27 protein-coding genes and 1 tRNA gene are annotated in these 26894 nt (G+C 72.5%); 17 read left to right on the top strand and 11 right to left on the bottom strand.

The annotated features are described in order from the left end of the window. Positions 1–331: 331 nt before the first annotated feature. The gene (proP, locus tag ACZ6JY_RS03400) at positions 332–1744 is read left to right on the top strand and encodes a glycine betaine/L-proline transporter ProP (RefSeq protein ID WP_469191722.1); all 1413 of its coding nucleotides are present in this window, start codon (positions 332–334) and stop codon (positions 1742–1744) included. Between the two features lie 113 nt (positions 1745–1857). Beyond that, positions 1858–2526 (top strand): O-methyltransferase, encoded by a 669-nt coding sequence (locus ACZ6JY_RS03395; protein ID WP_469191720.1) that lies wholly within the window; start codon positions 1858–1860, stop codon positions 2524–2526. Between the two features lie 66 nt (positions 2527–2592). On the opposite strand, the gene ACZ6JY_RS03390 is transcribed toward ACZ6JY_RS03395, so the two are convergent. Beyond that, on the bottom strand, positions 2593–2991 hold the full coding sequence (locus ACZ6JY_RS03390; RefSeq protein WP_469191718.1) for an FHA domain-containing protein: 399 nt from the start codon (positions 2989–2991) through the stop codon (positions 2593–2595). A 177-nt stretch (positions 2992–3168) separates the two neighbouring features. Here ACZ6JY_RS03390 and ACZ6JY_RS03385 point away from each other — a divergent pair, with 177 nt between their 5' ends. The 4 genes from ACZ6JY_RS03385 (at position 3169) to ACZ6JY_RS03370 (ending at position 5348) form a co-directional block, all read left to right on the top strand. Further along, positions 3169–3885: a hypothetical protein gene (locus tag ACZ6JY_RS03385; protein ID WP_469191716.1), complete on the top strand. Its 717-nt coding sequence runs from the start codon at positions 3169–3171 to the stop codon at positions 3883–3885. Next, on the top strand, positions 3878–4360 hold the full coding sequence (locus ACZ6JY_RS03380) for a hypothetical protein (protein ID WP_469191714.1): 483 nt from the start codon (positions 3878–3880) through the stop codon (positions 4358–4360). Before ACZ6JY_RS03385 ends, ACZ6JY_RS03380 begins: the two co-directional genes overlap by 8 nt. Positions 4361–4425: 65 nt before the next feature. Beyond that, positions 4426–4752, top strand: a complete 327-nt coding sequence (locus tag ACZ6JY_RS03375) for an antibiotic biosynthesis monooxygenase family protein (protein WP_469191712.1) — start codon at positions 4426–4428, stop codon at positions 4750–4752. 77 nt (positions 4753–4829) lie between these two features. Next, on the top strand, positions 4830–5348 hold the full coding sequence (locus ACZ6JY_RS03370; protein WP_469191710.1) for a GNAT family N-acetyltransferase: 519 nt from the start codon (positions 4830–4832) through the stop codon (positions 5346–5348). Positions 5349–5397: 49 nt separating this feature from the next. Here ACZ6JY_RS03370 and ACZ6JY_RS03365 read toward each other — a convergent pair whose 3' ends face one another. Then, the gene (locus tag ACZ6JY_RS03365; protein ID WP_469191708.1) at positions 5398–7464 is read right to left on the bottom strand and encodes an MFS transporter; all 2067 of its coding nucleotides are present in this window, start codon (positions 7462–7464) and stop codon (positions 5398–5400) included. Between the two features lie 286 nt (positions 7465–7750). Between ACZ6JY_RS03365 and ACZ6JY_RS03360 the strand changes: the two genes are divergently transcribed. Then, entirely contained in the window at positions 7751–8632 is an 882-nt protein-coding gene (locus ACZ6JY_RS03360; protein WP_469191706.1) for a peptidoglycan-binding domain-containing protein, read from the top strand. A gap of 86 nt (positions 8633–8718) precedes the next feature. On the opposite strand, the gene ACZ6JY_RS03355 is transcribed toward ACZ6JY_RS03360, so the two are convergent. Both ACZ6JY_RS03355 and ACZ6JY_RS03350 read right to left on the bottom strand, forming a co-directional pair. Next, a complete protein-coding gene (locus tag ACZ6JY_RS03355; protein ID WP_469191704.1) occupies positions 8719–9411 on the bottom strand; it encodes an HAD family hydrolase in 693 nt (230 codons plus the stop codon). A gap of 350 nt (positions 9412–9761) precedes the next feature. Next, a complete protein-coding gene (locus ACZ6JY_RS03350; RefSeq protein ID WP_469191702.1) occupies positions 9762–10340 on the bottom strand; it encodes a TMEM165/GDT1 family protein in 579 nt (192 codons plus the stop codon). A gap of 709 nt (positions 10341–11049) precedes the next feature. On the opposite strand from ACZ6JY_RS03350, the gene ACZ6JY_RS03345 reads away from it, so the two are divergent. The 4 genes from ACZ6JY_RS03345 to ACZ6JY_RS03330 all read left to right on the top strand — a co-directional run bounded on the left by ACZ6JY_RS03345 (position 11050) and on the right by ACZ6JY_RS03330 (position 15383). Next, positions 11050–11679, top strand: coding sequence for an HNH endonuclease family protein (locus ACZ6JY_RS03345; protein WP_469191935.1), 630 nt, complete (start codon positions 11050–11052; stop codon positions 11677–11679). Positions 11680–11777: 98 nt separating this feature from the next. Beyond that, a complete protein-coding gene (locus ACZ6JY_RS03340; RefSeq protein WP_469191700.1) occupies positions 11778–13514 on the top strand; it encodes an alkaline phosphatase D family protein in 1737 nt (578 codons plus the stop codon). Between the two features lie 562 nt (positions 13515–14076). Beyond that, entirely contained in the window at positions 14077–14529 is a 453-nt protein-coding gene (locus ACZ6JY_RS03335) for a DoxX family protein (protein ID WP_469191698.1), read from the top strand. 239 nt (positions 14530–14768) lie between these two features. After that, positions 14769–15383, top strand: coding sequence for a DedA family protein (locus ACZ6JY_RS03330; protein ID WP_469191696.1), 615 nt, complete (start codon positions 14769–14771; stop codon positions 15381–15383). A gap of 146 nt (positions 15384–15529) precedes the next feature. Here the strand turns inward: ACZ6JY_RS03330 and ACZ6JY_RS03325 are convergent, their stop codons facing one another. Continuing rightward, positions 15530–15751 (bottom strand): DUF2277 domain-containing protein, encoded by a 222-nt coding sequence (locus ACZ6JY_RS03325; RefSeq protein WP_127908514.1) that lies wholly within the window; start codon positions 15749–15751, stop codon positions 15530–15532. A gap of 151 nt (positions 15752–15902) precedes the next feature. Between ACZ6JY_RS03325 and ACZ6JY_RS03320 the strand changes: the two genes are divergently transcribed. Continuing rightward, positions 15903–16262 (top strand): hypothetical protein, encoded by a 360-nt coding sequence (locus ACZ6JY_RS03320; RefSeq protein ID WP_469191694.1) that lies wholly within the window; start codon positions 15903–15905, stop codon positions 16260–16262. A 70-nt stretch (positions 16263–16332) separates the two neighbouring features. After that, positions 16333–16623 carry a hypothetical protein gene (locus tag ACZ6JY_RS03315; protein WP_469191692.1) on the top strand — a complete coding sequence of 97 codons (291 nt, stop codon included), beginning with the start codon at positions 16333–16335 and terminating at the stop codon, positions 16621–16623. Positions 16624–16719: 96 nt separating this feature from the next. Here the strand turns inward: ACZ6JY_RS03315 and ACZ6JY_RS03310 are convergent. Further along, a tRNA-Val gene (locus ACZ6JY_RS03310) sits at positions 16720–16791 on the bottom strand. Between the two features lie 168 nt (positions 16792–16959). On the opposite strand from ACZ6JY_RS03310, the gene ACZ6JY_RS03305 reads away from it, so the two are divergent. Genes ACZ6JY_RS03305 through ACZ6JY_RS03295 form a run of 3 tightly spaced genes read left to right on the top strand, consistent with a single transcriptional unit; the run spans position 16960 to position 20047 of the window. Further along, on the top strand, positions 16960–18429 hold the full coding sequence (locus tag ACZ6JY_RS03305; RefSeq protein ID WP_469191690.1) for a hypothetical protein: 1470 nt from the start codon (positions 16960–16962) through the stop codon (positions 18427–18429). A 29-nt stretch (positions 18430–18458) separates the two neighbouring features. Further along, the gene (locus tag ACZ6JY_RS03300) at positions 18459–19109 is read left to right on the top strand and encodes a bifunctional 4-hydroxy-2-oxoglutarate aldolase/2-dehydro-3-deoxy-phosphogluconate aldolase (RefSeq protein ID WP_469191688.1); all 651 of its coding nucleotides are present in this window, start codon (positions 18459–18461) and stop codon (positions 19107–19109) included. Further along, positions 19106–20047, top strand: coding sequence for a sugar kinase (locus tag ACZ6JY_RS03295; protein WP_469191686.1), 942 nt, complete (start codon positions 19106–19108; stop codon positions 20045–20047). The genes ACZ6JY_RS03300 and ACZ6JY_RS03295 overlap by 4 nt, the downstream gene beginning before the upstream one ends. Before the next feature lie 30 nt (positions 20048–20077). On the opposite strand, the gene ACZ6JY_RS03290 is transcribed toward ACZ6JY_RS03295, so the two are convergent. From ACZ6JY_RS03290 to ACZ6JY_RS03275, 4 genes are all read right to left on the bottom strand, one after another. Further along, the gene (locus tag ACZ6JY_RS03290) at positions 20078–20299 is read right to left on the bottom strand and encodes an FmdB family zinc ribbon protein (RefSeq protein ID WP_469191684.1); all 222 of its coding nucleotides are present in this window, start codon (positions 20297–20299) and stop codon (positions 20078–20080) included. A 9-nt stretch (positions 20300–20308) separates the two neighbouring features. Next, positions 20309–21049, bottom strand: a complete 741-nt coding sequence (locus ACZ6JY_RS03285; protein ID WP_469191933.1) for an HAD family hydrolase — start codon at positions 21047–21049, stop codon at positions 20309–20311. Between the two features lie 65 nt (positions 21050–21114). After that, positions 21115–23595, bottom strand: a complete 2481-nt coding sequence (locus ACZ6JY_RS03280; protein ID WP_469191682.1) for a phosphoribosyltransferase — start codon at positions 23593–23595, stop codon at positions 21115–21117. Positions 23596–23636: 41 nt separating this feature from the next. Next, positions 23637–24839 carry an HpcH/HpaI aldolase/citrate lyase family protein gene (locus tag ACZ6JY_RS03275; RefSeq protein ID WP_469191680.1) on the bottom strand — a complete coding sequence of 401 codons (1203 nt, stop codon included), beginning with the start codon at positions 24837–24839 and terminating at the stop codon, positions 23637–23639. Positions 24840–25106: 267 nt separating this feature from the next. Between ACZ6JY_RS03275 and ACZ6JY_RS03270 the strand changes: the two genes are divergently transcribed. Next, complete coding sequence (locus ACZ6JY_RS03270; protein WP_469191678.1) at positions 25107–25997, top strand: TerD family protein; 891 nt, start codon at positions 25107–25109, stop codon at positions 25995–25997. Between the two features lie 3 nt (positions 25998–26000). On the opposite strand, the gene ACZ6JY_RS03265 is transcribed toward ACZ6JY_RS03270, so the two are convergent. After that, positions 26001–26741 (bottom strand): TerD family protein, encoded by a 741-nt coding sequence (locus ACZ6JY_RS03265; protein ID WP_469191676.1) that lies wholly within the window; start codon positions 26739–26741, stop codon positions 26001–26003. Between the last annotated feature and the right edge of the window lie 153 nt (positions 26742–26894).

Raw genomic sequence — 26894 nt, 5'->3', positions numbered from 1 at the left:
TTCTATCTGCTTTTGGGGCACATTGCCCGACCAAAACACGAAGGACCATCGCTTACGCGACAGCTGGGGCTGTTGATCACAAAGGGAATATCCGGGCCGGTCGGGAGCGGTTCCCGGCCGGGCTCGCGACATAGATCACAAAGGGAGCTTGTCCGCACTGCTGAAAGAAAGGCCGTTTGACCTGCATAGGAGCGGTTTTGCCGCCCTGTGCGGCCAGGCTGTGACCGTACGTGATGATGGCTTATGCACCTATGGTCGATTTCGGGCCGCCCCGGTTTCCGCGGGCGGCCCCGCCCTTGTCGTCGACCGAAAGCAGGCGAGCGAACCCTTGGTGAACGCCACCTCCGTCGCCCTCCGGAAGCCCGAGCCCGCACCGGGGACCGTCCCCCGGCCCGCGGACCCCGCAGCCCCGGACGCCGCAGCAGGCGTCACCGTCACCGACCCCGCGATGGTCAAGCGCGCGGTGAAGGCGGCCGCCCTCGGCAACGCGATGGAGTGGTTCGACTTCGGCGTCTACAGCTACATCGCCGTGACCCTGGGCAAGGTGTTCTTCCCCTCGGGCGACCCGACGGCCCAGCTCCTGTCCACCTTCGGCGCCTTCGCCGCGGCCTTCCTGATCCGGCCGCTGGGCGGCATGGTCTTCGGCCCGCTCGGCGACCGCGTGGGCCGCCAGAAGGTGCTGGCGGTGACCATGATCATGATGGCCGCGGGCACGTTCGCGATCGGCCTGATCCCGTCGTACGCGTCGATCGGCGTGGGCGCCCCGGTGCTGCTGCTCCTGGCCCGCCTGGTGCAGGGCTTCTCCACGGGCGGCGAGTACGCGGGCGCGGCGACCTTCATCGCGGAGTACGCCCCCGACAAGAAGCGGGGCTTCCTCGGCAGCTGGCTGGAGTTCGGCACGCTGGCGGGCTACATCGGCGGCGCCGGTCTCGTCACCCTGATGACCGCGCTCCTCTCCACCGACGACCTGCTCTCCTGGGGCTGGCGCATCCCGTTCCTGATCGCGGGCCCGATGGGCCTGATCGGCCTGTACCTGCGGATGCGCCTTGAGGAGACCCCGGCGTTCGCCGCGGAACTGGAGAAGGCCCACAAGGACGAGCAGAGCCGCTCGAAGGCCCGGCTGCGCGACATGGTCACGGGTCAGTGGAAGGCGCTGCTCCTGTGCATGGGCCTGGTCCTGGTCTTCAACGTCACGGACTACATGCTGCTCTCGTACATGCCCAGCTATCTCACCAGCGAGCTGAAGTACGACGAGACGCACGGCCTCCTCGTCATCCTCGCCGTCATGGCCCTGATGATGTGCGTCCAGCCGTTCGCGGGCGCGCTCACGGACCGTGTGGGCCGCCGCCCGGTGATCGCCGCGGGCTGCGTGGGCTTCCTCGCCCTGTCGATCCCCGCCCTCCTGCTGATCCGCAACGGCTCCCTCTGGGCGATCGGTCTCGGCCTCGGGTCCCTCGGCCTGCTCCTGGTCTGCTTCACGGCCTCGATGCCGTCCACGCTCCCCGCCCTCTTCCCGACGAAGGTCCGCTACGGCTCGCTCTCGATCGGCTTCAACATCTCCGTCTCGATCTTCGGCGGCACGACTCCGCTGGTGGTGACGGCACTGATCGGCGCTACGGGCGACAAGATGATGCCCGCGTACTACATGATGGCGGCGGCGGTCGTGGGCGGCATCGCGGTCTGGTACATGACGGAATCGGCACGGAAGCCGCTGCCGGGTTCGCTCCCGGCCGTGGAGGGGTGAGCCCACCTGACAGGGCAGTCCTTCTGACCCGGCAGTCCTTCTGACACGGGCCCCCGGCTCGGCTAGTCTCGTTAGCGAACCTAACTAGACAGTCGAAGGGAACGAACACCCACATGAGCCAGCAGCAGTGGAACGCCGTCGACGACTACTTCACGGACCTGCTCGCCCCCGCCGACGAGGCGCTCGCCGCAGCCCTCCGTGACAGCGACGCGGCCAGCTTGCCGCACATCAACGTGGCACCGAACCAGGGCAAGCTGCTCCAGCTCCTCGCCCAGGTCCAGGGCGCCCACCGCATCCTGGAGATCGGCACCCTCGGCGGCTACAGCACGATCTGGCTGGCCCGCGCCCTGCCCGCGGACGGCCGCCTCGTCACCCTGGAGTATCAGGCGAAGCACGCGGACGTGGCCCGCGCCAACATCGCCCGCGCCGGACTCGACAAGGTCGTCGACATCCGCGTGGGCCCGGCCCTGGACTCGCTCGCCGGGCTCGGCGCCGAGGACACGGCCCCGTTCGACTTCGTCTTCATCGACGCCGACAAGGTCAACAACCCGCACTACGTGGAGTGGGCCCTGAAGCTCACCCGCCCCGGCAGCCTCATCGTCCTCGACAACGTCGTACGCGGCGGCGCTGTCACCGACCCCACGAGCACCGACCCGAGCGTGCGCGGCACCCGCGACGCGCTCGAACTCATGGCGCGGCACCCGAGGCTGAGCGCCACCGCCGTGCAGACGGTGGGCATCAAGGGGTACGACGGCTTCGCGGTGGCCCGCGTACTGGCCTGACGCCGGCCCGGGGCCCCTCGGACCCCGAGAGACACCCTTCTCCGCGGATCGATCCCTCTCCGAGGCTCAACCCTCGTGGTAGAAGCCGACGTTCACGCTCCGCGGCCCCGACCTGTCCCGGATGACCACCTCGCCCGAGCCGCCCCGGCCGAGCGGCGCCGCCTCTCCGTACGCGAGGGACCACGCCGCTCCCCCGGAGACGACCCGGACCTCCGACGCGGGGTCGGGGTTCGAACCGCGCACCCAGATCACCGACCAGGCCCCGTCGGGACCGCAGCGGAACTCCAGATGCGTACGGGACACGAACAGCCAGTCGTCGGGCGTCACCAGGCGGCAGACGCTCCGGTCACGCCCCACGCGCAGCACCGCACCCGGATCGCTCGGCGCGTCGGCCATGAGCATGCCCGCGGTCGCGCCCGCGTCCGCGTCCACCCCGGACACCGAGGCCATCGTCAGCTCCAGCACGTGCGTACGCTCCTTCGACTCGGTGCGGCGAGAGCACGATTGTCGCTCACGCGCTGCTTCCCGGGGGCCCGTTTGACGGGCGGCTTCCGGGCAACTCGTCTGGGGGACAGTCGTCGAGGCGGCACGCCGAGATCGCCCCGGCGCCTCAAGGCCCACCCCCCGGGAAGGCACCCATCCATGTCCACAGTCATGATCATCGTTCTGATCGCGGTCGTCGTCGTCATCGCCGCCGCCGTGTTCGCCGTACTGATCCGCGGGCGGCTGCGTGCGGGCGGCGGGCAGAGCCTCAAGCGCCGGTTCGGCCCCGAGTACGACCACGCGGTGGCCCGCCACGACGGCGACACCAAAGCGGCCGAGCGTGACCTCGCGGAGCGCGTGAAGCGCCACGGCGACTTGCGCGTACGGCCGTTGGAGCCCGCGGCCCGCGAGCAGTTCTCCGCCCGCTGGAACCTCGCCCAGGAGCGCTTCGTCGACTCCCCGCGCCAGGCCGTCGCCGAGGCGGACCACCTCATCGACGAGCTGGCCGGCGCCCGCGGCTTCCCCACCGGCGGCCACTACGAGGACCAGGTCGACGCGCTGTCCGTGCACCACGCCCACCACGTCCACGGCTACCGCAGGGTGCACCGCGCGGCGCTCGGCACGACGGGCGCCGAGCGGAACACGGCGGGCACGGCGGGCACGTCGGGCACGGCGGGCTCCAACGACGGCGTGGCAGGCGGCGGGGAGAGCGCGGCGAGCACCGAGGAGATGCGCGCCGCCATGATCGAGGCGCGGGCGCTCTTCGAGGCCCTGATGACGGAGGGCCACGACCGCCACTCCACCGCACGCTCCGGCAAGCATCTGACCGGCAAGCGCTCGACCGGCATCACCCGAAGGGGAGTACAGCATGGCTGACACCGCTCTGTTCCCGCCCGATGAGCGCGACAAGCTGACCCTGCGTCTGCAGAACGCCGTCAACGGCTTCGTGGACGCCCCGCGCGGGGCCGTCGAGGAGGTCGACAGTGTCCTGGAGGACACGATCGCCCGCCTCACGGACACCCTGGCGAAGCGCCGCCGCGCCCTGCGCACGTCCTGGCAGTCCACCCCGGCCCGCGGCGAGGAGACCCGCGGCACCGGGTCTCCGGCGCCGGCCGCCGCACCGGGCGAGGCGTCCGGCACGGGCGTCGCACCGGGCGGCTCCCCGTCCGTCGGACTCACCCCCGGCGAGGCCGCGGCCCCCGCGCACGCCCGGGCCGCGGGCGTGGCCCCGGGCGGCGCGCTGCCCACCGAGGGCGGCGCGCACGCCGAGGCGGCGACCACGGACACCGAGCAGCTCCGCCTGGCCCTGCGCGACTACCGCGAGACGGCCGAGCGTCTGCTGCGGCTCTGACGGACGCCGAGGGGCGGCGGGGACCGGAGCACCCCGCCGCCCCTCTTTACGGCAGGATGGACCGCATGAGCATCGTGAAGATCAACGCCCTCACCGTCCCAGAGGAACAGCGCGAAGTCCTGGAGAAGCGCTTCGCGTCCCGCGCGGGCACGGTGGAGAACTCCGACGGCTTCGAGTGGTTCGAGCTGCTCCGCCCGGTCGAAGGCACGGACCAGTACCTCGTCTACACCCGCTGGCGCGACGAGGCGTCGTTCCAGGCGTGGATGGAGGGGCCCATGAAGGCCGCGCACCAGGGCGGCGGCGAAGGCGGCGGCGACCGCCCGAAGCCGGCCTCGACCGGCTCCTCGGTGTGGTCCTTCGAGGTCGTGCAGCAGGCAGCGCCCAAGGGCTGAGCTTCCGGCGGGCAACGGCGGCGTCGCGCGGGCAAACCGCTTGCGCGGCGCCGCCGTCGTGGTCTGAGATCGTCGCCATGACCACAGCCTCCGCCCGCGCCACCATCTCCTGGACCGTCGCCCCCGAGCCGTACGACTCCGACGTCGTCGCCGCGCTCTGGCGCGCGTACTACACGGAAGTCAGCGACCGCTGGTACCTGCTGCACGACGGGCGGCCCACCGACCCCGCCGAGCTGGAGCGTGAGGTCGCAGCGGAGACCGGAGCCGATCTCGCCCCGCCGGACGGGGTGCTGCTCGTCGCGCGGTACGGGGACGAGCCCGGCGGAACGGCGGGGGTACGGCTGCTGGAGCCCGGGCTCGCCGAACTCAAGCGGGTCTTCGTGCGCGAGGATCTGCGCGGGCTCGGCGGTGCGCCCGTACTGCTCGCCGCCGCGGAGGACGCGGCCCGCGCGCTGGGTGCCGAGCGGATCATCCTCGACACCCGCGGCGACCTCGTGGAGGCCCGCGCGCTGTACTCCCGGCACGGATACGAGGAGACCGAGCCGTACAGCGACCGCATGTACGCGGAGCACTGGTACGCCAAGAACCTCGGCTGAGGCCGGCGTCGGCCCACGCCGGGCATTGCGCCGCTTACGGCCCGCCCCCTCACGCCGCGCGGACCACCGTCGCGCCGTTGTACGGCCGCTCCGATTCCGAGCCGCACAGTTCCGCGCTCAGCAGCTCGACCAGGCGGGCCAGGTCGGTCGGGCGTTCCGGGCCCCACCAGTCGCCGAGCAGCTCGGCCAGGGACTCCTGCCGGGCACTCGCCAGCTTGCCCGCGGCTTCGCGGCCGCTGTCGGTCAGGTACATGTCCAGGCCACGCCGTTCGGCGAGGCGCCGCTCCTCGACCTGGCGGGCCGCCGCCGTGATCACGGACAGCGGGACCGAGGTCCGTTCGGCGAGTACGCCCGGTTCGACCGAGCCGTGCCGGGCGATGCGCAGGAGCAGCCAGCTCGCCGCGGGCAGCAGGTCGTAGCCCGCGCGCTCGGTGATGCGCTCGTAGATCTTCCTGCGGCCCTCCCGCGTGCCGAGCACCGACAGCGCCCGCGCCACCTCGTCGTACGACGAACGCTCGACGGGGTTGCTGGCCAGCGTCTGCGTGGGGTCGGGCGCCGTGACCGAACCCCTCAGCTTGTCCTCGCGCAGGAACCAGGCGAGGACGAAGGCGAGCAGCGCGACCGGCACCGCGTACAGGAAGACGTCCGTGATGGACGAGGCGTAGGCGTGCAGGGCGTCGGCGCGCAGCGCCGCGGGGAGCCCGGCGATGCCGCGCGGGTCGGCCTCCAGGCCGGACACGCTCACGCCGGGCGGCAGTTGCCGGCCCGCGAGGGCGTCGGTCAGCTTGTCGCCGAGGCGGTTGGTGAAGATCGTGCCGAAGATGGCGACGCCGAAGGAGGCGCCGATCGAGCGGAAGAAGGTCGCGCCGGAGGTCGCCACGCCCAGGTCCTGGTAGTCCACGGCGTTCTGCACGATGAGCACGAGCACCTGCATGACCAGGCCGAGGCCAAGGCCGAAGACGAAGAAGAAGGCGCTCATCACGCCCGTGCCGCTGTGCTCGTCCAACTGGTGGAGGAGGAAGAGGCCCAGCGCCGTGATCGCCGTGCCCGCGACCGGGAAGACCTTCCAGCGGCCGGTGCGGCTGACGATCTGCCCGGAGATCGTCGTCGACAGGAGCATGCCGATCACCATCGGCAGCATGTGCACGCCCGACATGGTCGGCGAGACTCCCTGCACGACCTGGAGGAACGTCGGCAGGTAGGTCATCGCCCCGAACATCGCGAAGCCCACGATGAAGCTGATGACCGCGGAGAGGGTGAAGGTGCGGACTCGGAACAGTTTCAGCGGCAGCACCGGTTCCGCCGCCTTGCGCTCCACGGCGACGAAGAACGCGGCGAGCAGCACGCCCAGTACCGCGAGGCCGATGATCTGCGGGGACGCCCACGCCCACGTGGTGCCGCCGAGCGAGGCGACGAGGACCAGGCAGGTCGCGACGGACGCGATCAGGAAGGTGCCCAGGTAGTCGATGGTGTGCTTGGTGTCGCGGACCGGGATGTGCAGCGTGGTGGCGATGACGAGCAGGGCGATCGCGCCGATGGGCAGGTTGATGTAGAAGACCCAGCGCCAGCTCAGGTGCTCGGTGAAGAGGCCGCCGAGCAGTGGTCCGAGCACGCTGGTCGCGCCGAAGACCGCGCCGAAGAGCCCCTGGTACTTGCCGCGCTCACGCGGCGAGACCAGGTCGCCGACGATCGCCATGGAGAGCACCATGAGCCCGCCGCCGCCGAGGCCTTGCAGGGCGCGGAAACCGATGAGCTGCGGCATGTTCTGCGCCATGCCGCACAGCGCCGAGCCGACCAGGAAAATCACGATGGCGGTCTGAAACAGCTTCTTCCGGCCGTACTGGTCGCCGAGCTTGCCCCAGAGCGGCGTCGCGGCCGTCGCAGCCAGCATGTACGCGGTGACCACCCAGGACAGGTGGTCCATGCCGCCGAGTTCACTGACGATCGTGGGCAGGGCCGTGGAGACGATGGTCTGGTCGAGGGCCGCGAGCAGCATGCCGAGAAGCAGCGCGCCGATGGAGACCAGTACGCCACCGGGAGGGTGCCCGTTGCTCCCCCGACCGGGCACGGCGCCGGGCGGCGGCCCTGCGGGCCGGGCGCTGACGTCCTCCGTCATGGACACCTCCTGGGGCTCCTGGGCCGCGGTGGGGCCTCACTGTCCATCGTGGTCTGTGTGACCGGTTATGGCCTGTTGAACCCTGGTTCCGCATAATCTCCTGGATTCTCGGGGCCGGGGCGGGCCGGGGCGGGGGCCGGGACAGGACAGGACAGGACAGGCACGGTGGGGAGGGGAACGGCCGATGACGGATCGGGACGAAGCGGAGCGGCGGGGCGACCAGCGACGGATCGATCAGCGGCGAAGCGACCAGCGGTACGGCGATCAGCGGTGCCCCGAATGTGGGGTGACACGCCCGCCGAACGCGGCTCCGACCTGCGGCTGCGCCCGCCGAGCGACGGAAGAGGCACGTCGCACACGCTCCGCCGAGGCGGCAGCCGCCGAGGACTTCGACCCGATACGGATACGTCCGTACGTGTCGCTGACGGGCCCGGCGACGAAGGACCTCGCGCCGGGCGGCGATGCGGACGGGGCGGGGGGACTGGCGCAGGGCCCGGCCGCACCGCAGGGTGACCCCATCGACGTACGAGAAGAGCCGCCGACCACGGCCATGGCCACAGCCACAGCCACAGACGTCGGCCCGCGGAAGCGGAACCGCCCCTACGTCCTGGTCGCCGGGGCCGGCGTCCTCGCCGCGGTCGTGGCTGCCGGTGTGCTGGCGACCGGGCTGCTCTCCTCCGCCGCCGAACAGCCCGGCCGGGGCCATGCGCTGCCCCTCGCGCCGACCCCGGCGCCCGCCGACCCGACGAAGCCCGTCCCGCCCTCGGCCAAGTCGCCCTCGCGGACCTCGGCGGCGGCCTCCACGAAGCCGCGCGTCGCCGCGCCCCCGCCGTCGCCCACGCGCTCCTCGCAGCCGCCGTCGTCGTCCTCGCCACCGCCGCCGACCGCACGCGCCACCGGCTCGGTACGCACCACACCGCCCCCGCGGCGCGAACCCACCGTCCACCCGCTCCTGTCCGAGGGCGACAAGGGCCCCCAGGTCGCGGAGTTGCAGGCCCGCCTGGCCCAGCTCTATCTGTACGCGGGTGAGCCGGACGGCGTGTACACCCGGCAGGTCAGTGAAGCGGTGGCCCGCTACCAGTGGGCCCGCGGCCTCACCGACGACCCCCCGGGCGAGTACGGCCGCGAGACACGGCGCAGCCTCGAAGGGGAGACGAAGGACCCCTGAGCCGGAAGCCGAGGCACGCACCGCGGGCACCCCTGGGAGCCTTCCAGGGACCCCTGGGAACCTCCCAGGTGAGGTGAGGGGGTCGCTCAGCCGATCGTCAGCCGAATGCGCCCGTCCCCCGCATCGGAGACCCGTACCTGCGTCAGATCGTCGACATGCACGGTCGGACCGAGGGACGCGGCCCTCGCGCCGACGCCCACCACCCGCATACCGGCTGCCCGGCCCGCGCGGATGCCCGCCTCGGAGTCCTCGAAGACCACGCAGTCGGCGGGGTCGAAGCCGAGCGCCGCGGCGCCCTTGAGGAACCCCTCGGGGTCCGGCTTGCTCGCGCCCACGCTCTCCGCGGTGACCCGTACCTCCGGCAGACCGAGCCCAGCGGCAGCCATCCGCCCCGTGGACAGCGGTACGTCCGCGGAGGTCACGAGCGCGTGCGGCAGCCGGAGCCCGGCGAGCGCGGCCATGAACGCGGGGGCGCCCGGCACGGGCACGACGCCCTCCATGTCGGCGGTCTCGGCGGCGAGCATCTCGCGGTTCTCCGCGTGGTTCTCCGCCATGGGCCGCTCGGGGAGCAGCACCGCCATGGACGCGTAGCCCTGCCGTCCGTGGACGACCTTGATGACCTCGTCGAAGTCGAGGCCGTGCCGCACGGCCCAGCGCCGCCAGCAGCGCTCGACGACGGCGTCGGAGTTGACGAGGGTGCCGTCCATGTCGAGAAGGACCGCCCCGGCGGTCAGTTCGAGGCCGGCGGGGGCGGCTGAGTCGGGGGACGTGGCCGTCATCGTGAACTCCAGAGCGCAGAGGGGGACGTCCGCGCGCTCCGGCGGGAGGCCCCGGACGCACGGAGCGAGAATCAAGGCGGCCCCGCCCGCCGGTCAGGGAATACGGGCGGAGCCACTTTGTTCTCGCACGGTACAAAAGATATGCACCAAAAGCCAACGTCGCAGGTCAAACCCCCTGCGTGCCTCTACCCACCCACTACACGGGCGCGCCCAGCATCGCGCGACACACCCATGGCCGCAGGCAGGCCACCCGCAGCCGCCCCTTGCGGTGAGCCGGGTCGGGTGGCTGCGCCCTCGCGGTGCGGCGCGTATCTGTTCTCCGGCGGCTGCGGTGGCCTGCCGCACCCGGCTCAGGCGATGGCCTCGTACAGGCTCCACACGCCGAGCCCCAGCATCAGCAGCGCCGCGATCTTCGTGATCAGCGCCAGCGGCACCCGCTTCATCAGGGCCCTTCCGCCGACGATGCCGAGGCCCGCGACCGCCCAGAGCGCGAGGACGGCGCCGAGGCCGACGGAGAGCGGGTCGTCGTAGCGGGCGGCCAGGTTCGCGGTCATGATCTGCGTCAGGTCACCGAACTCGGCGACCAGGATGAGCATGAAGCCCGCCCCCGAGACCTTCCAGAAGCTCTGGTCCTCGGGCTGCTTGACCTCCTCCTCGTCGCCGCCGCCCTTCAGGAGCAGCATCGCCGCGCCGGCCAGGAACAGGACGCCGGTCAGGGCGTGGACCAACTGCTGCGGAAGCAGGGTCAGGACGCTGCCCGCCGCGACCGCGAGCACCACGTGCACGGTAAAGGCGGCCGCCACTCCGGCGAAGACGTACGAGGCGCGGTAGCGCGTGCCGAGGACGAGACCGGCGAGCGCCGTCTTGTCCGGCAGTTCGGCCAGGAAGACGACGCCGAAGACGAGCGCCGTCACGCTGATGCTGATCAAGGTTCCTCAATCGGTCGGGGGCCGCCCCACCGAGAGTGTTCCACCGCTTCGCGTACGACACCTCGGCACGGCAGCACACAGGAACGCACGCGGACGCGCACGTCATGGCACTGCTTGCCGAAGGTCTCGCTGGCCTGCCCCTAGGGGGCCTGCCTCCGGGCGCCGGCTCAGACGAGCTGAGCAGTATGTCGACGGTCCGGCGAAGAGCTACTCCCCTTCTGCGCCATCCATCGTACGCGACACGCGACCACACCCCCGAAGGCCCGGACCCCCGACCCCGGCCCGGCCCCACCTCAACCCCCACCCCGCTCCCAGGGGCGTGACGTAGGTCACCCACACGAGGGCGCACCGTTGGGCCATTCGGGCGACTTGCCGCAAAAGGGTCAGGTGAGGGCAGGCGACCCCGCCACGCCCCCTCCCCAGGGCCGCAAAAGCGGCCCCACGAGGGCAAACAGCCACTCGCGACGGCGGAGCCGACGCCAACTCGCCCCCCGCCGCCCGCATATGACACGCCGCCAGACCCTTGAACTCAGCACCCGATTGACGCGACCCTGTCACCAGTTGCACACCCGCGGGTAACCCCAGCACGCAAGCATGACCGCCCCACCGGTCAAGTTCCCCCCACACAAAGGGAGTTCGCATGTCCGTTGTCTACGCGCGTCGACGCACGGAATCCAAGAGCCCGACGGCCCCGACGGCCCCCACTGCCATGCGCCGCGTCGCCGCGCTCGGCGGCGCCGCGCTTCTGGCCTCCGCGGCCACCCTCCTCACCGGCACCCCCGCCCAGGCCGCTCCCCCGGCCCCGGTCAGCGCCGCCACCGCCCGCGCCTACCTCGGCGAGCTCACGGTCAAGGCGGAAGGTTCCTCCGACGGCTACAGCCGCGACAAGTTCCCGCACTGGAGCACCCAGTCCGGCGCGTGCAACACCCGCGAGGTCGTCCTCAAGCGCGACGGCACCGACGTCCAGCAGGACTCGAGCTGCGCCGCCGTCTCCGGCACCTGGAAGTCCCCCTACGACGGCGGCACGTGGACCGCCGCGTCCGACGTCGACATCGACCACGTCGTGCCGCTCTCCGAGGCCTGGAAGTCCGGCGCGAACAGCTGGACCAACACCCAGCGGGAAGGTTTCGCCAACGACCTGACCCGGCCCCAGCTCATCGCCGTCACCGACAACGTCAACCAGTCCAAGGGCGACCAGGACCCCGCGGAGTGGATGCCGCCGACCACGTCGTACCACTGCTACTACGCCCGCATGTGGGTGGACGTGAAGCACCACTACAAGCTCAACGTGAACTCCGAGGAGAAGACCGCCCTGGCGTCGGTGCTCAACGGCTGCTGAGCCGTCGCCGCACGCCACCTCGGCGGGAATGGATGGAACCACCCCGCTGTCTTCCGTCGTTCCGTACCGTACGGGGCGACGGAGGAGAGTGATCATCTGTGGCACGGCTGCGCCTGGGTCCACTGCTGAGGTATGTCGACGGTTCCACGGCGACCGTCTGGGTCGAGACCGACCGGCCCTGCGTCGCCGAAGTGCGCTGCGCGGACGGCGCGCGCGGCTCGGCGCGCACCTTCCAGGTCGCCGGACACCACTACGCACTGATCCCGGTCACCGGCCTCACCCCGGGAACCGAGACGGCGTACGAGGTGCTGCTGGGCAGCGGCACGGGTGCGGGCGGGGACGAGGGCGAGGACCGGGACCAGGACCAGGACCGGGACCAGGACCGGGACCGGGCGGAGCCACGGGAGCGCGCGGCGCTCGTCTGGCCGCCGCCCGGTTCGCCGTTCCCCGCGAGCACCATCCGCACGCCCGCCGGGGGCGGCGACGCGGACTTCCGTGTGACGTTCGGCTCCTGCCGCTGGGCCGCGCCGCCCTCCGGCGAGGACGACCCCGTGGGGCCCGACGCGCTGGACACGCTCGCCGCCCGCATCGCCGCCGACCCGGCCGCCGAGCGCCCGGACGTCCTGCTGCTCCTGGGCGATCAGGTGTACGCGGACCAGACCTCCAAGGCCACCCGCCGCTGGCTGGCGGCCCGCAGGGACACGACGGAGCCGCCGTGGCACCAGGTCGCGGACTACGAGGAGTACACCCACCTCTACTACGAATCGTGGCTCGACCCCGAGGTCCGCTGGCTGCTGTCCACCGTGCCGAGCTGCATGATCTTCGACGATCACGACGTGATAGATGACTGGAACACCAGCGCGGCCTGGCTCGCCGAGATGCGGGCGACGCCCTGGTGGCGTGAGCGCGTCCTGAGCGGCCTCATGTCGTACTGGGTCCACCAGCACATCGGCAATCTCCGCCCCGACGAGCTGGAGAGCGACGCGGTCTACGCCTCGGTGCGCGCGGCGCCCGACGGCACGGACGCGTTGCGCGCCTTCGCGGCCGCCTCCGACGCGGACGCCACGTCGGTGCGCTGGAGCTACCGGCGGGACTTCGGCCGCGTACGCCTCCTGATGGTCGACACCCGGGCCGGCCGCGTCCTCACCGAGGGCGAGCGCGCCATGGTCGACCCCAAGGAGGCGCGCTGGCTGCGGGAGCAGGCCCTCGAAAACCCGGGCGGCTACGACCACCTCCTCATCGGCAGCTCCCTGCCCTGGCTGCTCCCCCATCTGATCCATGACGCCGAGGGGTGGAACGCCGCGCTGTGCCGGGGCGAGCGCGGCGACCGCTGGGCCCGGTTCGGCGAGAACCTGCGCAGGCGCTCGGACCTGGAGCACTGGTCGGCCTTCCCCGCGTCCTTCGAGGCGCTCACCGCCCTGATCGAGGAGGCGGGTACGGGTCCCGACGCCCCCGCCACGGTGTGCGTACTCTCCGGCGACGTCCACCACGCCTACATCGCCGAGCCGAGCTGGCCCGCGGGCGGCGGGCCCGACGCCCGGGTACTCCAGCTCACCTGCTCACCCGTCCACAACTCGATACCTTCCGTGCTCAAGCTCGGTTTCCGCTTCGGCTGGAGCCGCGTGGGACGGGCCCTCGGACGCCGCTTCGCACGGCACGGCTCGGTGACACAGGCGGGCATCGACTGGCGCAGGACGGGCGGCCCGTGGTTCGGCAACCAGCTCATGACACTGACCCTGCGCGGCCGTTCGGCCCGGCTCCGCCTGGACCAGGCGCGGGTCGCGCGGGGTGAGGGGCCCCGGCTGGAGATGGCGGAGGAGACGCGGCTTTCCTGAGACGCGGCTTTCCCGGGGCGTACTCACCCCGAAGTCCGGCCGATCGGCGGGCAGCCCTGGCGCCCCGGTCGGCCGGGGCGAATATGCGCCACACCGAAGCCGAGCCGCTCACACGACTGATCGTGACGGCCCGCCGCCGACCCCTCGTGGCCGACGGCGCCGAGAGGAGCGGAGTGGACGCCCTCGGCTCGCCCCCACCACCTGATAGATCGTCAACGTTGTTTCCATAAGCGCGTAAGCGTTGGTTCATGTCCGCTGATCCCGGAAGAGGCGCGTCGGTGACCGTCGGCGGAGCCGGAAGCGGCGGCGAATCGGGCACGCGGTCGGACGTGGACGTGGTGCGCGGGCCGCGTCGTACCCGGTGGCCTCGGCTTCCGAGGCGCCGCTCCGTTGTCCGCCCGCTGCCGGGCCGTGGCCGGGTCGCTACCAGGCTCCTGTCCGGCCCGCTCCGGAAGCGGAAGCCCCGAACGACCGAATGTTGAACTTGCAAGCACTAATTAGGTTCGCCTAATCTTGGGCCTCCGCTCGGTTCCGTCCCCCTCGACCGAAGGAGTCCCCCACCATGACTGGACGTCTCAACAGCGCCCAGCCCTACGCCATCGGCCTGTTCCGCATAGTGATCGGCCTGCTCTTCGCCTGTCACGGCGCAGCGTCACTGTTCGGAGTCCTCGGCGGTGCGTCCGGCAGCGGCGGCACCATCGACGCCGGCACGTGGCCCGGCTGGTACGCGGCCGTCATCCAGCTCGTCGGCGGCGCCCTGGTGCTCCTCGGCCTCGGAACCCGCGCCGCGGCGTTCATCGCGTCCGGTTCGATGGCCTACGCCTACTTCAAGGTCCACCAGCCGGAGGCCCTGTGGCCCATGGAGAACGGCGGCGAGGCCTCGGCGATCTTCTGCTGGGCGATGCTGCTGTTCGTCTTCACCGGGTCCGGCGCGTTCGGCCTCGACCGGCTCTTCGCGGGGCGCGGCGTGAGCGAGGACGACAAGGCCTCGGAGCGCACGCCGGTCGCGGTCTGACCGACTCGGCGGCGCCCCCTTCCTCCGTACGCCGGGGGGAGGGGGCGCTGCTGTCCGCTGCCCCTCATGCCTGCCCGGCGGGTGGCATACGCATGAACGTGGGACGGCGGGCATCCGGCCCCCGGTGGATCTCCGGCGGCGTGCGCGGCGTACGCTGTACAGCTGTCATCAGGCCGCCCCTGCCGTTCCCCGGGACACAGCGGCAACCGCCGGCGTCCGGGGAGTCACGGGGAGTTGTGGTGCTTGAGACTGTGGGGGCGCTGACCGGCAGTCCATGGATCTACGCGGTCGTGGCTCTGTCCGTCCTTTTCGACGTGTTCGTTCCCGTACTGCCGAGTGGCGTCCTCGTCATCATGTCGGCGACGGCGGCGGCAGCGGCCGGCACGGGTGGGGTGCCGCACAACGTCCCCGACATCCTGCTGCTGACGCTGAGCGCGGCCACGGCGTCGGTACTCGGCGACATGGCGGCGTTCCGTCTGGCGTGGCGCGGCGGCGAGCGGCTGGAGCGCGCCATCGCCCGCTCGCGGCGGCTGACCTCGGCGCAGGCGAAGCTGGGGACGGCGTTGTCCCGGGGCGGCGGCATCCTGTTCGTCATCGCCCGCTTCGCCCCCGCGGGCCGCTCGATCGTCTCCCTCGGCGCGGGCGCGGCCCACCGCAGACTCCGCGAATTCCTCCCGTGGTCCGCACTGGCGGGCCTGGCCTGGGCGGGCTACAGCGTGGCCCTCGGCTACTTCGGCGGCCAGTGGCTCGGCGCGACGTGGCTGGCCACGGGGGTATCGATGCTCGCACTGGTCGCGGCGGGGGCGGGTGCGGCCTTCTTGGTCCGCCGCCCCACGACAACGGCCGAAAGCTGAGCCGCCGGCCACCGCCGGGGCTGGACCTGCGGTGGCCGCCGAGAGCCGACGCGGCGGCGATGCTGGGAGCTGAGCCGCCCCCAACCGCTGAGAGTTGAGCCCGCGACGATCGCTGAGGGCCGGCCCGGCGGCGGCGGGCGTACCCGCTATGAGGCCCGCGCTCCGCGCACTTCGAGGCCGGCGAGCAGTTCCGCGGTCGCCTCGGCCACGGCGTCGACGGCCCGGTCGAAGACTTCGCGGTTGTGCGCGGCGGGGGCGCGGAACCCGGAGACCTTGCGCACGTACTGCAGCGCCGCGGCCCGGATCTCCTCCTCGGTGGCGTCATCGGGGATGGCGGGCGGGCGGAGCGTCTTGATGCTTCGGCACATGCCTCCAGCTTGCCACCGCGACCAGCCCAGCACCCGCCGCTTTCACACCACCGCCGGCCGTCTCGCCACACAGCCGACCACCCGCCCCCTCTCCAAAAGCCGACCCCCGTATCACTCGCACACGTAATTCGAACAGGAGTACCATTACGTCGTGCCTCCATCGCCATCCCATGACTTCCCCGGCGACCTCCTCGCCGCCCAGGAGGAACTGCACCAGGTCCGCTCCGAACTCCTGGCGCTGCTCAAACGTCTCCCCTGGTCGGTGGAGCCTCTCGACGGCTTCAGCGACACCGGGGGGTGGCGCAGCGTTGAGCGGCCCGCGTCGCCCGGCTGGACCGCGGACCAGCAGGCCGAGGTCGAGAAACTGCGCGCGCGGGAGCTGGAGTTGGCGGTCTCCGTGACCTGCCACCGCTACTGGGAACAGGTCACGGGACCGGACGTGGTCGCCGCCAGGGCCCGCCTCAAGCACGCCCACGAGACGCCGGACGGCTCCACGCCGCCAAGCCATTGACAGCCGGGAACGGCGGGCGTTGACTCCCCCCTGTCCGGCCGCGTGCGCCGTCGGCCACGGAGGTGCAGCCGTGAACGTCCTGATCCTCGTCGCGATCCTGGCCCTCGTCGGCCTGGGCTTCGACCAGCCCATCCTGTGGCTCGGCGCGGCAGCGCTCGCCTTCTACCTCCTGAGGTTCTACGAGGGCGGCAGCTCGGCCGGAAAGACCTCCAAGACCAGACCCACCGGCTCCGGCACCCCCGGCGGCGGAGGCGGTGGCGGAGGCCTCCCCAAGACCTACCGCGACTACCGCCTCCGCAAGGAACGCCAGGAACGCTGGGACCGCAGATACCGCAGAACACACCCCAACAGCGGCCGCTGACACCAACGCCCCGGCCCCCCGAGCACGAAAAAATCCCCCCAGCCGATGACGGCTGGGGGGACAGCAACAGGCTCTCACCTGCTGCTCACTACCCGGTGGGCGCGGACGGTTTCGAACCGCCGACATCCTCCTTGTAAGGGAGGCGCTCTACCCCTGAGCTACGCGCCCGGGATGAGTGGACAGCCTACCTTGCCGCAGGCGGTGCCTCGCAAACTGCCCGTCCGTACCCGTCCGAATTACCGTGCGCACCGTGAACTGACCGGCCCGTGTGTTCGTCTCTGACCGGTGGGAGAATGTAACTCCGGGCAGGGCCGATGACAGCACGGGAGATGGATAGTGACGGCGACACCTTGGCAGCCGTACACACCAGACCAAGCGGAGACCGAGAGCGGGGCGACAGGGCGAGCGACTTCGGCCGGGACCGGATCAGAGGGGGACCACATCGGCCGACGACAGCGGGAGCTGAGGCGTGGGCGCCCCGCGGGGGTCCTGCGGGACGTCCTCACCCTCGTACTGCTTCCCCTGCCCCTGCTCGCCGTCGCCGCCCCGGCCGCGTTCGCCGGCGGCGGCACCCGGCGGTGGTTCGGCGGGCGCGGTGAGAGCGTGCGCGCGGAGGCGCAGGCCGCCAAGGACGCCGCGGCCGCCGCCTTCTACGAGTTGGACACCGCCCAGCGCGATCTGCGGATCTCCATAGAGACGATCGCCGCCGTGGACTCCTCGCCCGCGGCCGGACGCGCCCTCTCCGACTTCGAGGCGCTCGGGCGGCGCATCGACGAGGTCAGCCACCAGTACATCGGCGCCGTGGACGCCCACGACCTCGACCGCGACGACCTCGACTCGTCCGTCGCGGCCCACGCGAGGACCGAGCTGACCCGGGCCAAGGACGAGCTCACCAAGGTCAAGGAGGAGCTGGAGCGCTTCCGGCAGGGGCTCGGCCCGCTGCTCGACAAGGCGGAGACCCAGCTCGCCCGGCTCGCCCCCGCCGTGGAGCGGGCCCGTCAGACCCTGCTCGCCGCGAGCAACGCCCTGGACGCGGTACGCGCGGCGGGCCTGCGCGCCGACGACCTGGCGGCCCGGCTCGCCGCCCTCGCCCCCGAGCTGACCAAGCTCAACCAGGGCGCGGGACAGCACGGCGTACCGGAGACGCTCCAGCGCGCCGACCGCGTACTGCGCGACGCCGAGGCCGTGCGCGCCGAGGCCGAGCGGCTGCCCGAGCGCGCCTCCGAGATCGACCGGCGGCTGGTGTCGCTGCGCACCCGCGCGCAGGCCCTGACCACCCGCAGCGGCCAGGTGGAACCGATCCTCAGCGAGCTGCGCCGCCGGTTCACCCTCGCGTGCTGGGAGGACTTGCAGCGCGTGCCCGACCATGCCGCGGAGAACGTGCGCCAGGCGGAGACGAAGCTGAAGGAGGCCCAGCAGGCCCGCGACGAGCAGCGCTGGCCGGACGCCACGGCGCTGCTCTCCACGGTTCGCGCCCTGCTGAACAACACGGACGAGGCGGTCTCGGCCGCCGGCGACCGGTTGCGGCGGCTCAACGCCGTTTCCAAGGACCCCCATCAGGAGATAGAGCGCACCCGCTTCGCGATCCGGGACGCGCAGCGCCTGGCGATGGCGGGCCGCCAGACCCCCGAGCCGCGGCACGCCCGCCCCCTCGACGAGTCGGTGGCCCGCCTGGACCGCGCGGTTGCCTCCCTGGAGGGCCGCCACCCCGACTACTGGCACTTCCTCACCGAGACCGAGGCGGTCCGCTCGACGGTGGCACGCGTGGTGGCACAGATCCGGGAGGAGCGGGGGCAGGGGGCCTGAGGCGGAGCCCTCTGTGCGAGCCTGGGGCAATGTTCGACGCGCTTGATTTTCCCGCCGCTCTCCGGGCGGAACGCCTCGTCGCCATCGTGCGCGGCAGCGACCCGGACGCCTCCTTCCGTACGGTCATGACGCTCGCCGAAGCCGGTGTCCCGCTCGTCGAGGTGTCGCTCAGCGGCGCCGACGCGCTGGGCGTGCTGCGCCGGGCCCGCGCCGAGCTGGGCCCCGACGCGTGGCTCGGCGCGGGCACCGTGCTCACCGCGGAGGACGCCCGCGGTGCCGCTGAGGCGGGCGCCAACCTCATCGTGACGCCCGGCCTCGGCGCGGGCTCCGAGGAGGCGGCGCGGCTCGGCCTGCCCGTGCTCGGCGGCGTCCTCACGCCCACCGACGTGATCGCGGCGGAGGCCGCGGGCGTCACCGCGCTGAAGATCTTCCCCGCGTCCGCGATGGGCGGCCCCGCCTATCTCAAGGCGCTGCGCGGCCCCTTCCCCCGTACGCCGTTCGTGCCGGTCGGCGGCGTGGACGCGGCGGCGGCCGAGGCGTACCTGGAGCTCGGGGCGGTCGCGGTGGGCGTGGGTTCCCCGCTGATCGGCGACGCGGCGGACGGCGGCGACCTGGCGGGGCTGCGCAGGCGCGCCGCGGAGTTCGTGAAGGTCACGGGCGCGGCGGGGGCCGGCCGATGAGCACAGCACCCGAGGTCCTCACCTTCGGCGAGACGATGATGGCCCTGCGCGGCGGCGGCCCCCTCAAGCTCGGCGGCTCGATGGACGTGTCCGTCGCGGGCGCCGAGTCCAACGTGGCGATCGGCCTGGCCCGCCTCGGCCACACCGTCCGCTGGGCGGGCGCGGTCGGCGCCGACGAGGCCGGCGAGCTGGTCCTGCGGACGCTGCGCGCCGAGGGCGTCGACGTCACCGCGGCCACACGGGACGACCGGGCGCCGACGGGACTGATCCTCTTCGAGCCGCGGCTGCCGGAGGTGACCCGCGTGCACTACTACCGCGCGGGTTCCGCGGGGTCACGGCTCGGCCCCGCGTCGGTCGAGGCCGCGTTCGCCGCGGGCGCGCCGCGCGTGCTGCACCTGACGGGCATCACCCCGGCGCTGGGCCCCTCGGCGGCCGATGCCTGCCGCACCGCGCTGCGGCTGGCCCGCGAGCACGGCACCGAGGTCTGCCTCGACGTCAACCACCGCTCGCGCCTGTGGACGCCGGAAGAGGCCACCGCCGAGCTACGGGACTGGCTCCCGTACGTCGACGTGCTCATCGCCTCGGACGACGAACTCCCCCTGTGCCTGCCGGAGGCCACGCCACGGCGTCTCCTGGCCGAGGGGGTGCGCGAAGTCGTGGTCAAACTGGGCGCGTCCGGGGCGACGCTGCACACCGCGGAGGGCGAACTGCACTGCCCCGCGCGCGAGGTGCAGCCCGTGGACGCGGTGGGCGCGGGCGACGCGTTCGTGGCGGGTTACCTGTCCGCGCTGCTCGACGGGGCGGACATGCCGGCCCGCCTGGACCGGGCGGTCACCACGGGCGCCTTCGCGGTGGCGTCCCACGGCGACTGGGAGGGCGCACCGACGCGAGCGGAACTGCCCTTGCTGGGCACGCCCCCCGGCACGGTGGTCCGCTGACCACAGCCGCCCCGTACGGGACACGCCCCCTCATCCACAGCAGCCCCCGCCACAACACCCGCCGCCCCCGCCACCGCCCTGCGGGCCCGCGGAGGCCGACGACGACTGGCCCCCCACCGCCACGGTGGACAGCAACCGCACCGTGTCCCCATGCCCGGCAGGGCACTCCGCGGGATCGGCGGACCGCGCCATGGGTCGGCTGACTTCGAACGTGTCCCCACAGGACCGGCAACGGAATTCATAACGAGGCATGGGCACAGGCTAGCCCGGCAGCCCCGCCCCCAGGAACGCCCGGAGAATGGTCTCCCCCGCGGCGACCCCCCGCTCCGGGAGCACCGTGAGCCCGGGAGCGGCGAAGCCCGTGTCGGCCAGTTCCCCGTGGCCGGGCCGCCAGGAACGGTCCCCGGCCAGGAGCAGGTCCGCGTCCAGCAGGGAGTCCCCCGCGGTGAGGACCTCCGAGGCGTCGACCCGCCGCGCGACCTCCCGCACGGCGGCGCTCTTGGTGAGCGGCGCCGGCACGACGTACAGCTTGCGGCCCTGCAAGGACACCGTCCAGCCGCGCTCCCCCGCCCACTCCCCGAGCTCCTTGACCCACTCGTCCGGCAGCAGCGCGCGCTCGACGACGAGATAGGCGAAGAGGTCCTCGGCCACCCGCTCCTTGAGCAGCCAGGCCGGGTCGGCGCTCCGTACGAGATGCGCGCGCACCTCGTCGAGGGAGGCGCACTCGTCGGCGAGGCGGCGCGCGACCCGCGTCTGCCAGTCCCGGTCGGAGACGCCGTCGACGAGGATGTGCCCGCCGTTGGCGCAGATGGCGAACCGCGGGGCGGGCCCGGGCAGGTGCACCCGCCGGTACTGCTCGCGCGTCCGCGTGGTGGTCGGCACGAAGACCGAGGCCGCGCCCAGCTCCGCGAGGAGCCCGGCGGCGGTCTCGGTGACGTACGACAGGGGCTTGCCCTCGTACACCTCGACGCAGAGCAGCCGCGGCGCCTCGGCGTCGGGCATGGTCAGGCCGAGCGCGGCGGCGGAGTAGATGAGCGTGCGGTCGAGGTCGCTGGCGACGAGCTTCGTCACGGGGAGACCACCGCCTTGCCGTCCGCGCCCGTCGCGCCGCGCGTGTACTGGGGGTGGATCAACCCGACGCAGCTGTAGGGGAGTTCGTCGATCTCCTCGACCGGCACGCCGCGCTGCTCGGCGAGCAGCCGTACGTGGTCGAGGTCGGCCCCCGCGCCCGCGCGGGCCAGGATCTTCCAGGGGACGCGGCGGAGCAGCACCCGGGTCGTCTCGCCGACGCCCGGCTTGACGAGGTTCACGTCGTGGATGCCGTACTCCTCGCTGATCCGCTCGACGGCGGCCCAGCCCTCCCAGGTCGGCGCGCGGTCGGCGGTGAGGAGCTCCTTGACCCGTACGTCGACGGCGTCGGCGACCTCGTCGAAGCGGGCGGCGACGGCGTCGACGAAGTCGCCGGACATGTCGGCGTCGGCGAGCTCGCGGTAGAACTTCGCGCCGTGGAAGTCGTCGGGTCCGACCAGGTCGGCGCGGAGCACGGTGCGCGATATCAGCCCGGAGACCGTGGAGTTGAGGCAGGCGGAGGGGATGAGGAAGTCCTCGCGGGTGCCGTAGGTGCGTACGCACGAGCCGGGGTCGGCGAGCACGGCGATCTCGGGGCTGAAGCCCGCGGCGCCGCCGGACGCCTCGTACGCCCGTATCGCGTCGGCCAGTTCGCGGGTGATCGCGCCCTTGCCCGTCCAGCCGTCGACGAAGACGACGTCGGCGGGGTCGTGGTGGGCGGCGAGCCAGCGCAGCGCGTTGGCGTCGATGCCGCGGCCGCGCACGATCGAGACGGCGTAGTGCGGCAGGTCGAGCCCGTGCCGGTGCGCGGCCCAGCGGCGCATCAGGACCCCGACGGGCGTGCCCGCGCGGGCGAGGGAGACCAGGACCGGTCGGGAGGCCCCCTCGGCGAGCACCGTCTCCGTGACCGTCCCGACGGCCTGGGCGATGCGCGCGGCGGAGGTGCCGAGCGCGGCGCGGAACAGCTCCTGGTAGCGCTCGCTCGGCTGGTACTCGACCGGCAGCGACTCGGCGTAGTGCGCGCCGCCGCTCTGGATCGCCTCCTCACGCTCCTCGGTGGGCGCTTCGAGCGTCACGTCCGAGAGGTCCTGGAGCAGCCAGCCGACGTCGTCGGGCGCGTACGAGGAGAAGGCGGGGCCGCGGAGGGGTTCGGGCAGCAAAGGGGACCTTTCGGATGGTGAAGGCGCGGGGGCGTACGGCGCCGGGGCGTGCGGCTCGGGCACGTACGAGGGGATGACGGCCAGCAGGACCCGCGGGACGTGCGCGGAGAGCTGCGCGAGGAGGCCGTCGGGCGCGTGCAGCCGCTCGGTGTCGGCCACGGAGTCCACGACCGCGACGACCGCGTCGAAGCCGCCGCCCGCGACGTTGTAGGCGAACCGCGGTCCAGGGCCGTCGGCGGGCTCGTCGTGCGCGGGGAAGACCAGGCGGGTGCGGATCGCGTACCCGGGGTCGTCGACCGCGAGCACGGGCGACCGGGTCGTGGTGGAGAACCGCACGTCGGCGCCGGTGAGCCGCTCCAGCTCCACGCCGAGCGCGAGCGGTGCGTACATCAGCTCCTCGAAGCCGAGGACGAGGACGCGGCGCGCGTCGGCCGGCAGCTCCCGGGCGATCCGCCCGGCCATGCCGGGCAGGGCCCGCTGGAGCCCGGCCCGGTGGGCGGGGGTGAAGCCGTGCCGCCCGCCGTCGGGGACCCCCGCGGGCCAGCCGAGCTCGACGCGGCCGACCTGGCCGTGCTCCCCGCGGGGGCCGGGAACGGCGGCCGTCTCGTGCTCCGCGACCAGTGCCTGCCCCTTCTCCAGGACCCCGTCGGGCAGCCGTACCGTCCCCGCGGCCTGCGCGATCAGGTCGACGCGGGCGCCGATCTCGCGGGCGAAGCCGGCGAGGCGCCCCCGGTCCTCGGGCGAGCGCATGTCGACCAGGGCCACGATCACGTACCGCTCGCGCGGGAAGCGCTCGTGCAGGGCGCGGACGGTGTTCAGGACCGTGTTGCCGGTGGAGAACTCGTCGTCGACGAGGACCAGCGGTCCCTTCCCTGCGAGGAGCCGGGGGTCCTCCGGGAGCAGCAGGTGCGACGTGGCGTGCGAGTGGGACTCCTCGAAGCCGCCCGCGCGCTCGACGCCCTCGACGGGCCGCCGGGTGGAGTGCAGGTAGGGCGCGAGGCCCACGCCGTCGGCGACCGCGTGGCCGAGGCCCGTCGCGGTCTCCGCGTAGCCGAGGACGACGGCGGTGCCCGCCTCGTCGTCGCCGAGCAGCTCCCGCACCCGGACGCCGAGGCCGTGCCCGGCCGCGTACACCACCGAGGGGCGCTGCGGCACGTGCTTGCCGAGCACGTTCGACACCAGGAGGTGGGCCCGCTTGGGGTTGCGCCGCAGGGCGAGGCCGAGCAGTCCGGGCAGCGCCTCGTCGCCGTCGAGCCCGACCCCCAGCCGCTCGGCGACCCAGCTGCCCGACCACACCGCGTCTTCAGTCACGTACGTCATGTTCCTTAGGTTCGGCCGGCCGCGAGGGCCGGTGATCAGGGTCAGGAGGCCGGAATACCGGCCGTGAGCAGCTCCACGAAGCCGATGTCCTCCTTGGCGACGCCGAAGACCTCGGCCCGCCGCAGGGTCCGCTCGGCCCACGCGCGGTGCGGCTTCACCTCGTTCATCTTGTTCGTGTACGAGGAGCGCAGGACCCCGCCGCCGCCGCGCTCGGGGCGCAGGATGTCCTGTGCGTCGCTGAACTCCTCGTGGCTGACGACGGAGAGGGCGTGCACGGGCAGGACGTGGGAGGGGTGGATGCAGGTCTTGCCGAGCAGGCCGTTGGCGCGGTCGAGCTCGATCTCGCGGAGCAGGCCGTCCATGTCGTGCTCGATGAGGGCCTGCCGCAGTTCGTCGGCGCGGCTCTCCAGGAAGGGGCTGCGGCGCAGCTGCGGCTTGAACATGCGCTCCTGGACCCGGAAGTACTCCCAGACGGGCCCGGTCACGATGTGGCCCGTGCCGTCGGCCCTGCCGAGCACGTTCACCACGTCGGCGATGACCGAGGCGACGATCTGCACGTCGTACGCGGTCATGTCCGGGGGCCTGCGCAGTCCGTACGCCGAGCAGAAGTCGGTGACGCCCAGGCGCAGCGCGAGCACCCGGTCGCGGTACTTGTCGACGGTGCGGGCTATCCCCGCGAGCGTCTCGGCGCGGGTCTCCAGGTGCAGCAGCTCGGGCGACTCCAGGACGGGCATGGCGAAGAGCCGCCGGCCGGTGCCCGGCCCGGGGGCGGTCTCCGCCTCAGCGGCCGTCAGCGCCTCAGCGGCCGTCAGCGCCTCGAGGAAGGGGACGCCCCGCTCCTCGGTGAATTTGGGCAGCACGAATCCGGACAGCAGCCGGACGTCCGGCCCGAGCCTGCGGACCAGGTCGGGTATCTGCTCGGCGGCGCGGACCCGGACGAACAGCAGCGGGGGCTCCACACCCCGCTCCGCCAGCTCGGCGAACTGCCTGACCAGGTTCTCCTCGGCGTCAACGACCTCGGCGTCGTCGATGGAGTCCTCCAGGCAGAGCACCATGGAGGTCACGCCGCGTCCGCCCTGCTTGAGGACGTCGTCGGCGAGGCGGGGGCGGGTGGCCGGGCTGTAGAGCGTGGCGCCGAGGGCGGACGCGAGCAGGTGGGGCGGGGAGTCCGCGGTGAAGGCACACGGCTCCCGGTGGAAGAGGCGCTCTCGCACCTCTGGGGCGATGTGCCCGAAATGACGCATGGGATTCCCCTGTTATCGCCTGTTCCGTCGAACGTTGTCGTCTGTTCCGTCGACATGGACCGTTGTGATGTGGCCGGTAATAGTACGTAGGAACGGGTGCCGGGGGTTCCCATCGGGCATGAACTTCAGGTAACCCGGCCATGTCACACACGCACATCACACAACCGTCGCACGCTCGGACCGCTCGCAGGTCAGGCGCCTGCCGCCCGCGGCCGGGCCCGCGGCCCCGCGTTGTACCGTCCGTGCGGAAGAAGGCAGGATGACCGCATGACGCACGCGATGTTGAAGGGGTCGAACGTCCCTCTGGAGGCCTCGGCGGTCCGCGCGGTGCTGCGCTGGGCCCCCGGGCAAGGCGTCCCCGACGTCGACGCGTCGGCGCTGCTCCTCGGCGGTGACGGCCGGGTCCGCTCGGACGAGGACTTCGTCTTCTACAACCAGCCGCGCCACCCCGGCGGCAAGGTCTGGCGGCTCGGCAAGAAGCGGGTCGCCGAGGGGCTGACCGACACGATTCAGACAGATCTCGCCGGCATGGACCCGGCGGTGAGCCGTGTGCTCCTGGCCGCGTCCGCGGAGGGCGTCGCCTTCGAGAACGTACCGGCGCTGCGCATCCTGATCTACGACGCCATGGTCGCCGACGGCGAGCCGCTCGCCTATTTCGACATCACCCCGCAGACCGGCGAGGAGACGGCGCTGATCTGCGGCGAGCTGTACCGCCGCGGCGAGACCTGGAAGTTCCGCGCGCTCGGCGAGGGCTACTCCAACGGCCTTGAGGGGCTCGCCTCCGACTTCGGGATCTCCGTGGACGACACGGAGTCCGCCCCGCCGGAGCCCATGCCTCCCGTGCCGGGGCCCTCGACGTCCTTCCCGCTGCCGCCCGCGCAGCCCATGCCGCAGCCGTCCCTGGCCCAGCCGCAGCCGTCCGCGGCGCAGCCCGCCCCGCAGTCGCCGCCCTCGTACGGCTATCCGCCCGAGCCGCCCCGGCACCCGGCACCCCAGCCCGCGTACGGCTACCCTCCCGCCGCTCCCACGCAGCCCGCGCCGATCGTCCGCCCCGCCCCGGTCGCGCAGCCCTCGTACGGCTATCCGCAGCCGGTGGCCGCGATGCCGGACCCGAACTTCACGCTGCCGCCGCAGGGCCCGCAGTTCCTGCCCCGCTGAGGCTCAGCCGACCTTGGTCTTGTACCCGCGGCCCCACTGGAGGCCCCAGCCGTAGAGCCGGTCGAGTTCGGCCTGGAAGCCGTAGACGAACTTCACCTCGCGGCGGACCATCAGCTCGTTCTTGACGTTCTCGATGGACACCACCGCGCAGGATCGGGCCTGCGGCTGCCGCTCGTCCAGGTCGATCTCGATCCGCGGTCCGTTGCTGGGATAGAGCGTCACCTTGGCGTGCGTGCGGTCGAAGGCGGGCGTCTGGTCGTAGATGTACGCGAAGACGAGGAGCCGCTTGATGGACTCGCGGTGGTCGAGGTTGACGTAGATCGTCTCGCCGGACGGTGAGCCGAACCGGTCGTCGCCGCTGAGCTTCACGTACGGCGGCCCGTTGAGGTCCCCGAAGAAGCTGCCGAGCGGCTGCACGACCCCCTTGGCCCCGTCCATCAGCTCGTACAGACAGCCGATGTCGAGGTCCACGTTGACCACGCCCTGGGTGTGGGCCTGCACCACGTCGGGCTGGAACATCTTCAACGGATGCCGCAGCAGGCTGCCGCCGGACCGCTGCTTGCCCATGAAGTCCGATGGCCGCATCTGCCAGGACAGGTTGACGCGCAGATTGCCGGTGGCGGCGCCCTGCTTGCTGAGCGAGACGGTCGGGTGCCGTTTGGTCAGTTCGATGGAGTTGGTCGCGGAGCTGCCCGATTCATAATCCATCGAACGCCCACGCCACAGTCCGTCCCAGAAGGACATGCCGCCCCCAATTGCCCTCGTGCCTCATACGGATACGGGGCGGGGGGGGGGGGGGGGGGGGGGGGGGGGGCGGGGGGGGGGGGGTGGCCCTTATCTCTCACTTTTCCTCCCTCCCGCTCCAAAGAGCGAAAACAGCCGGGGGGGGCGTATCTT

It is taken from the genome of Streptomyces sp. NPDC046335, from assembly GCF_055587985.1.
Note: the sequence above shows the minus strand (reverse complement) of the source record. Positions and strands in the feature narration are given on the sequence as shown.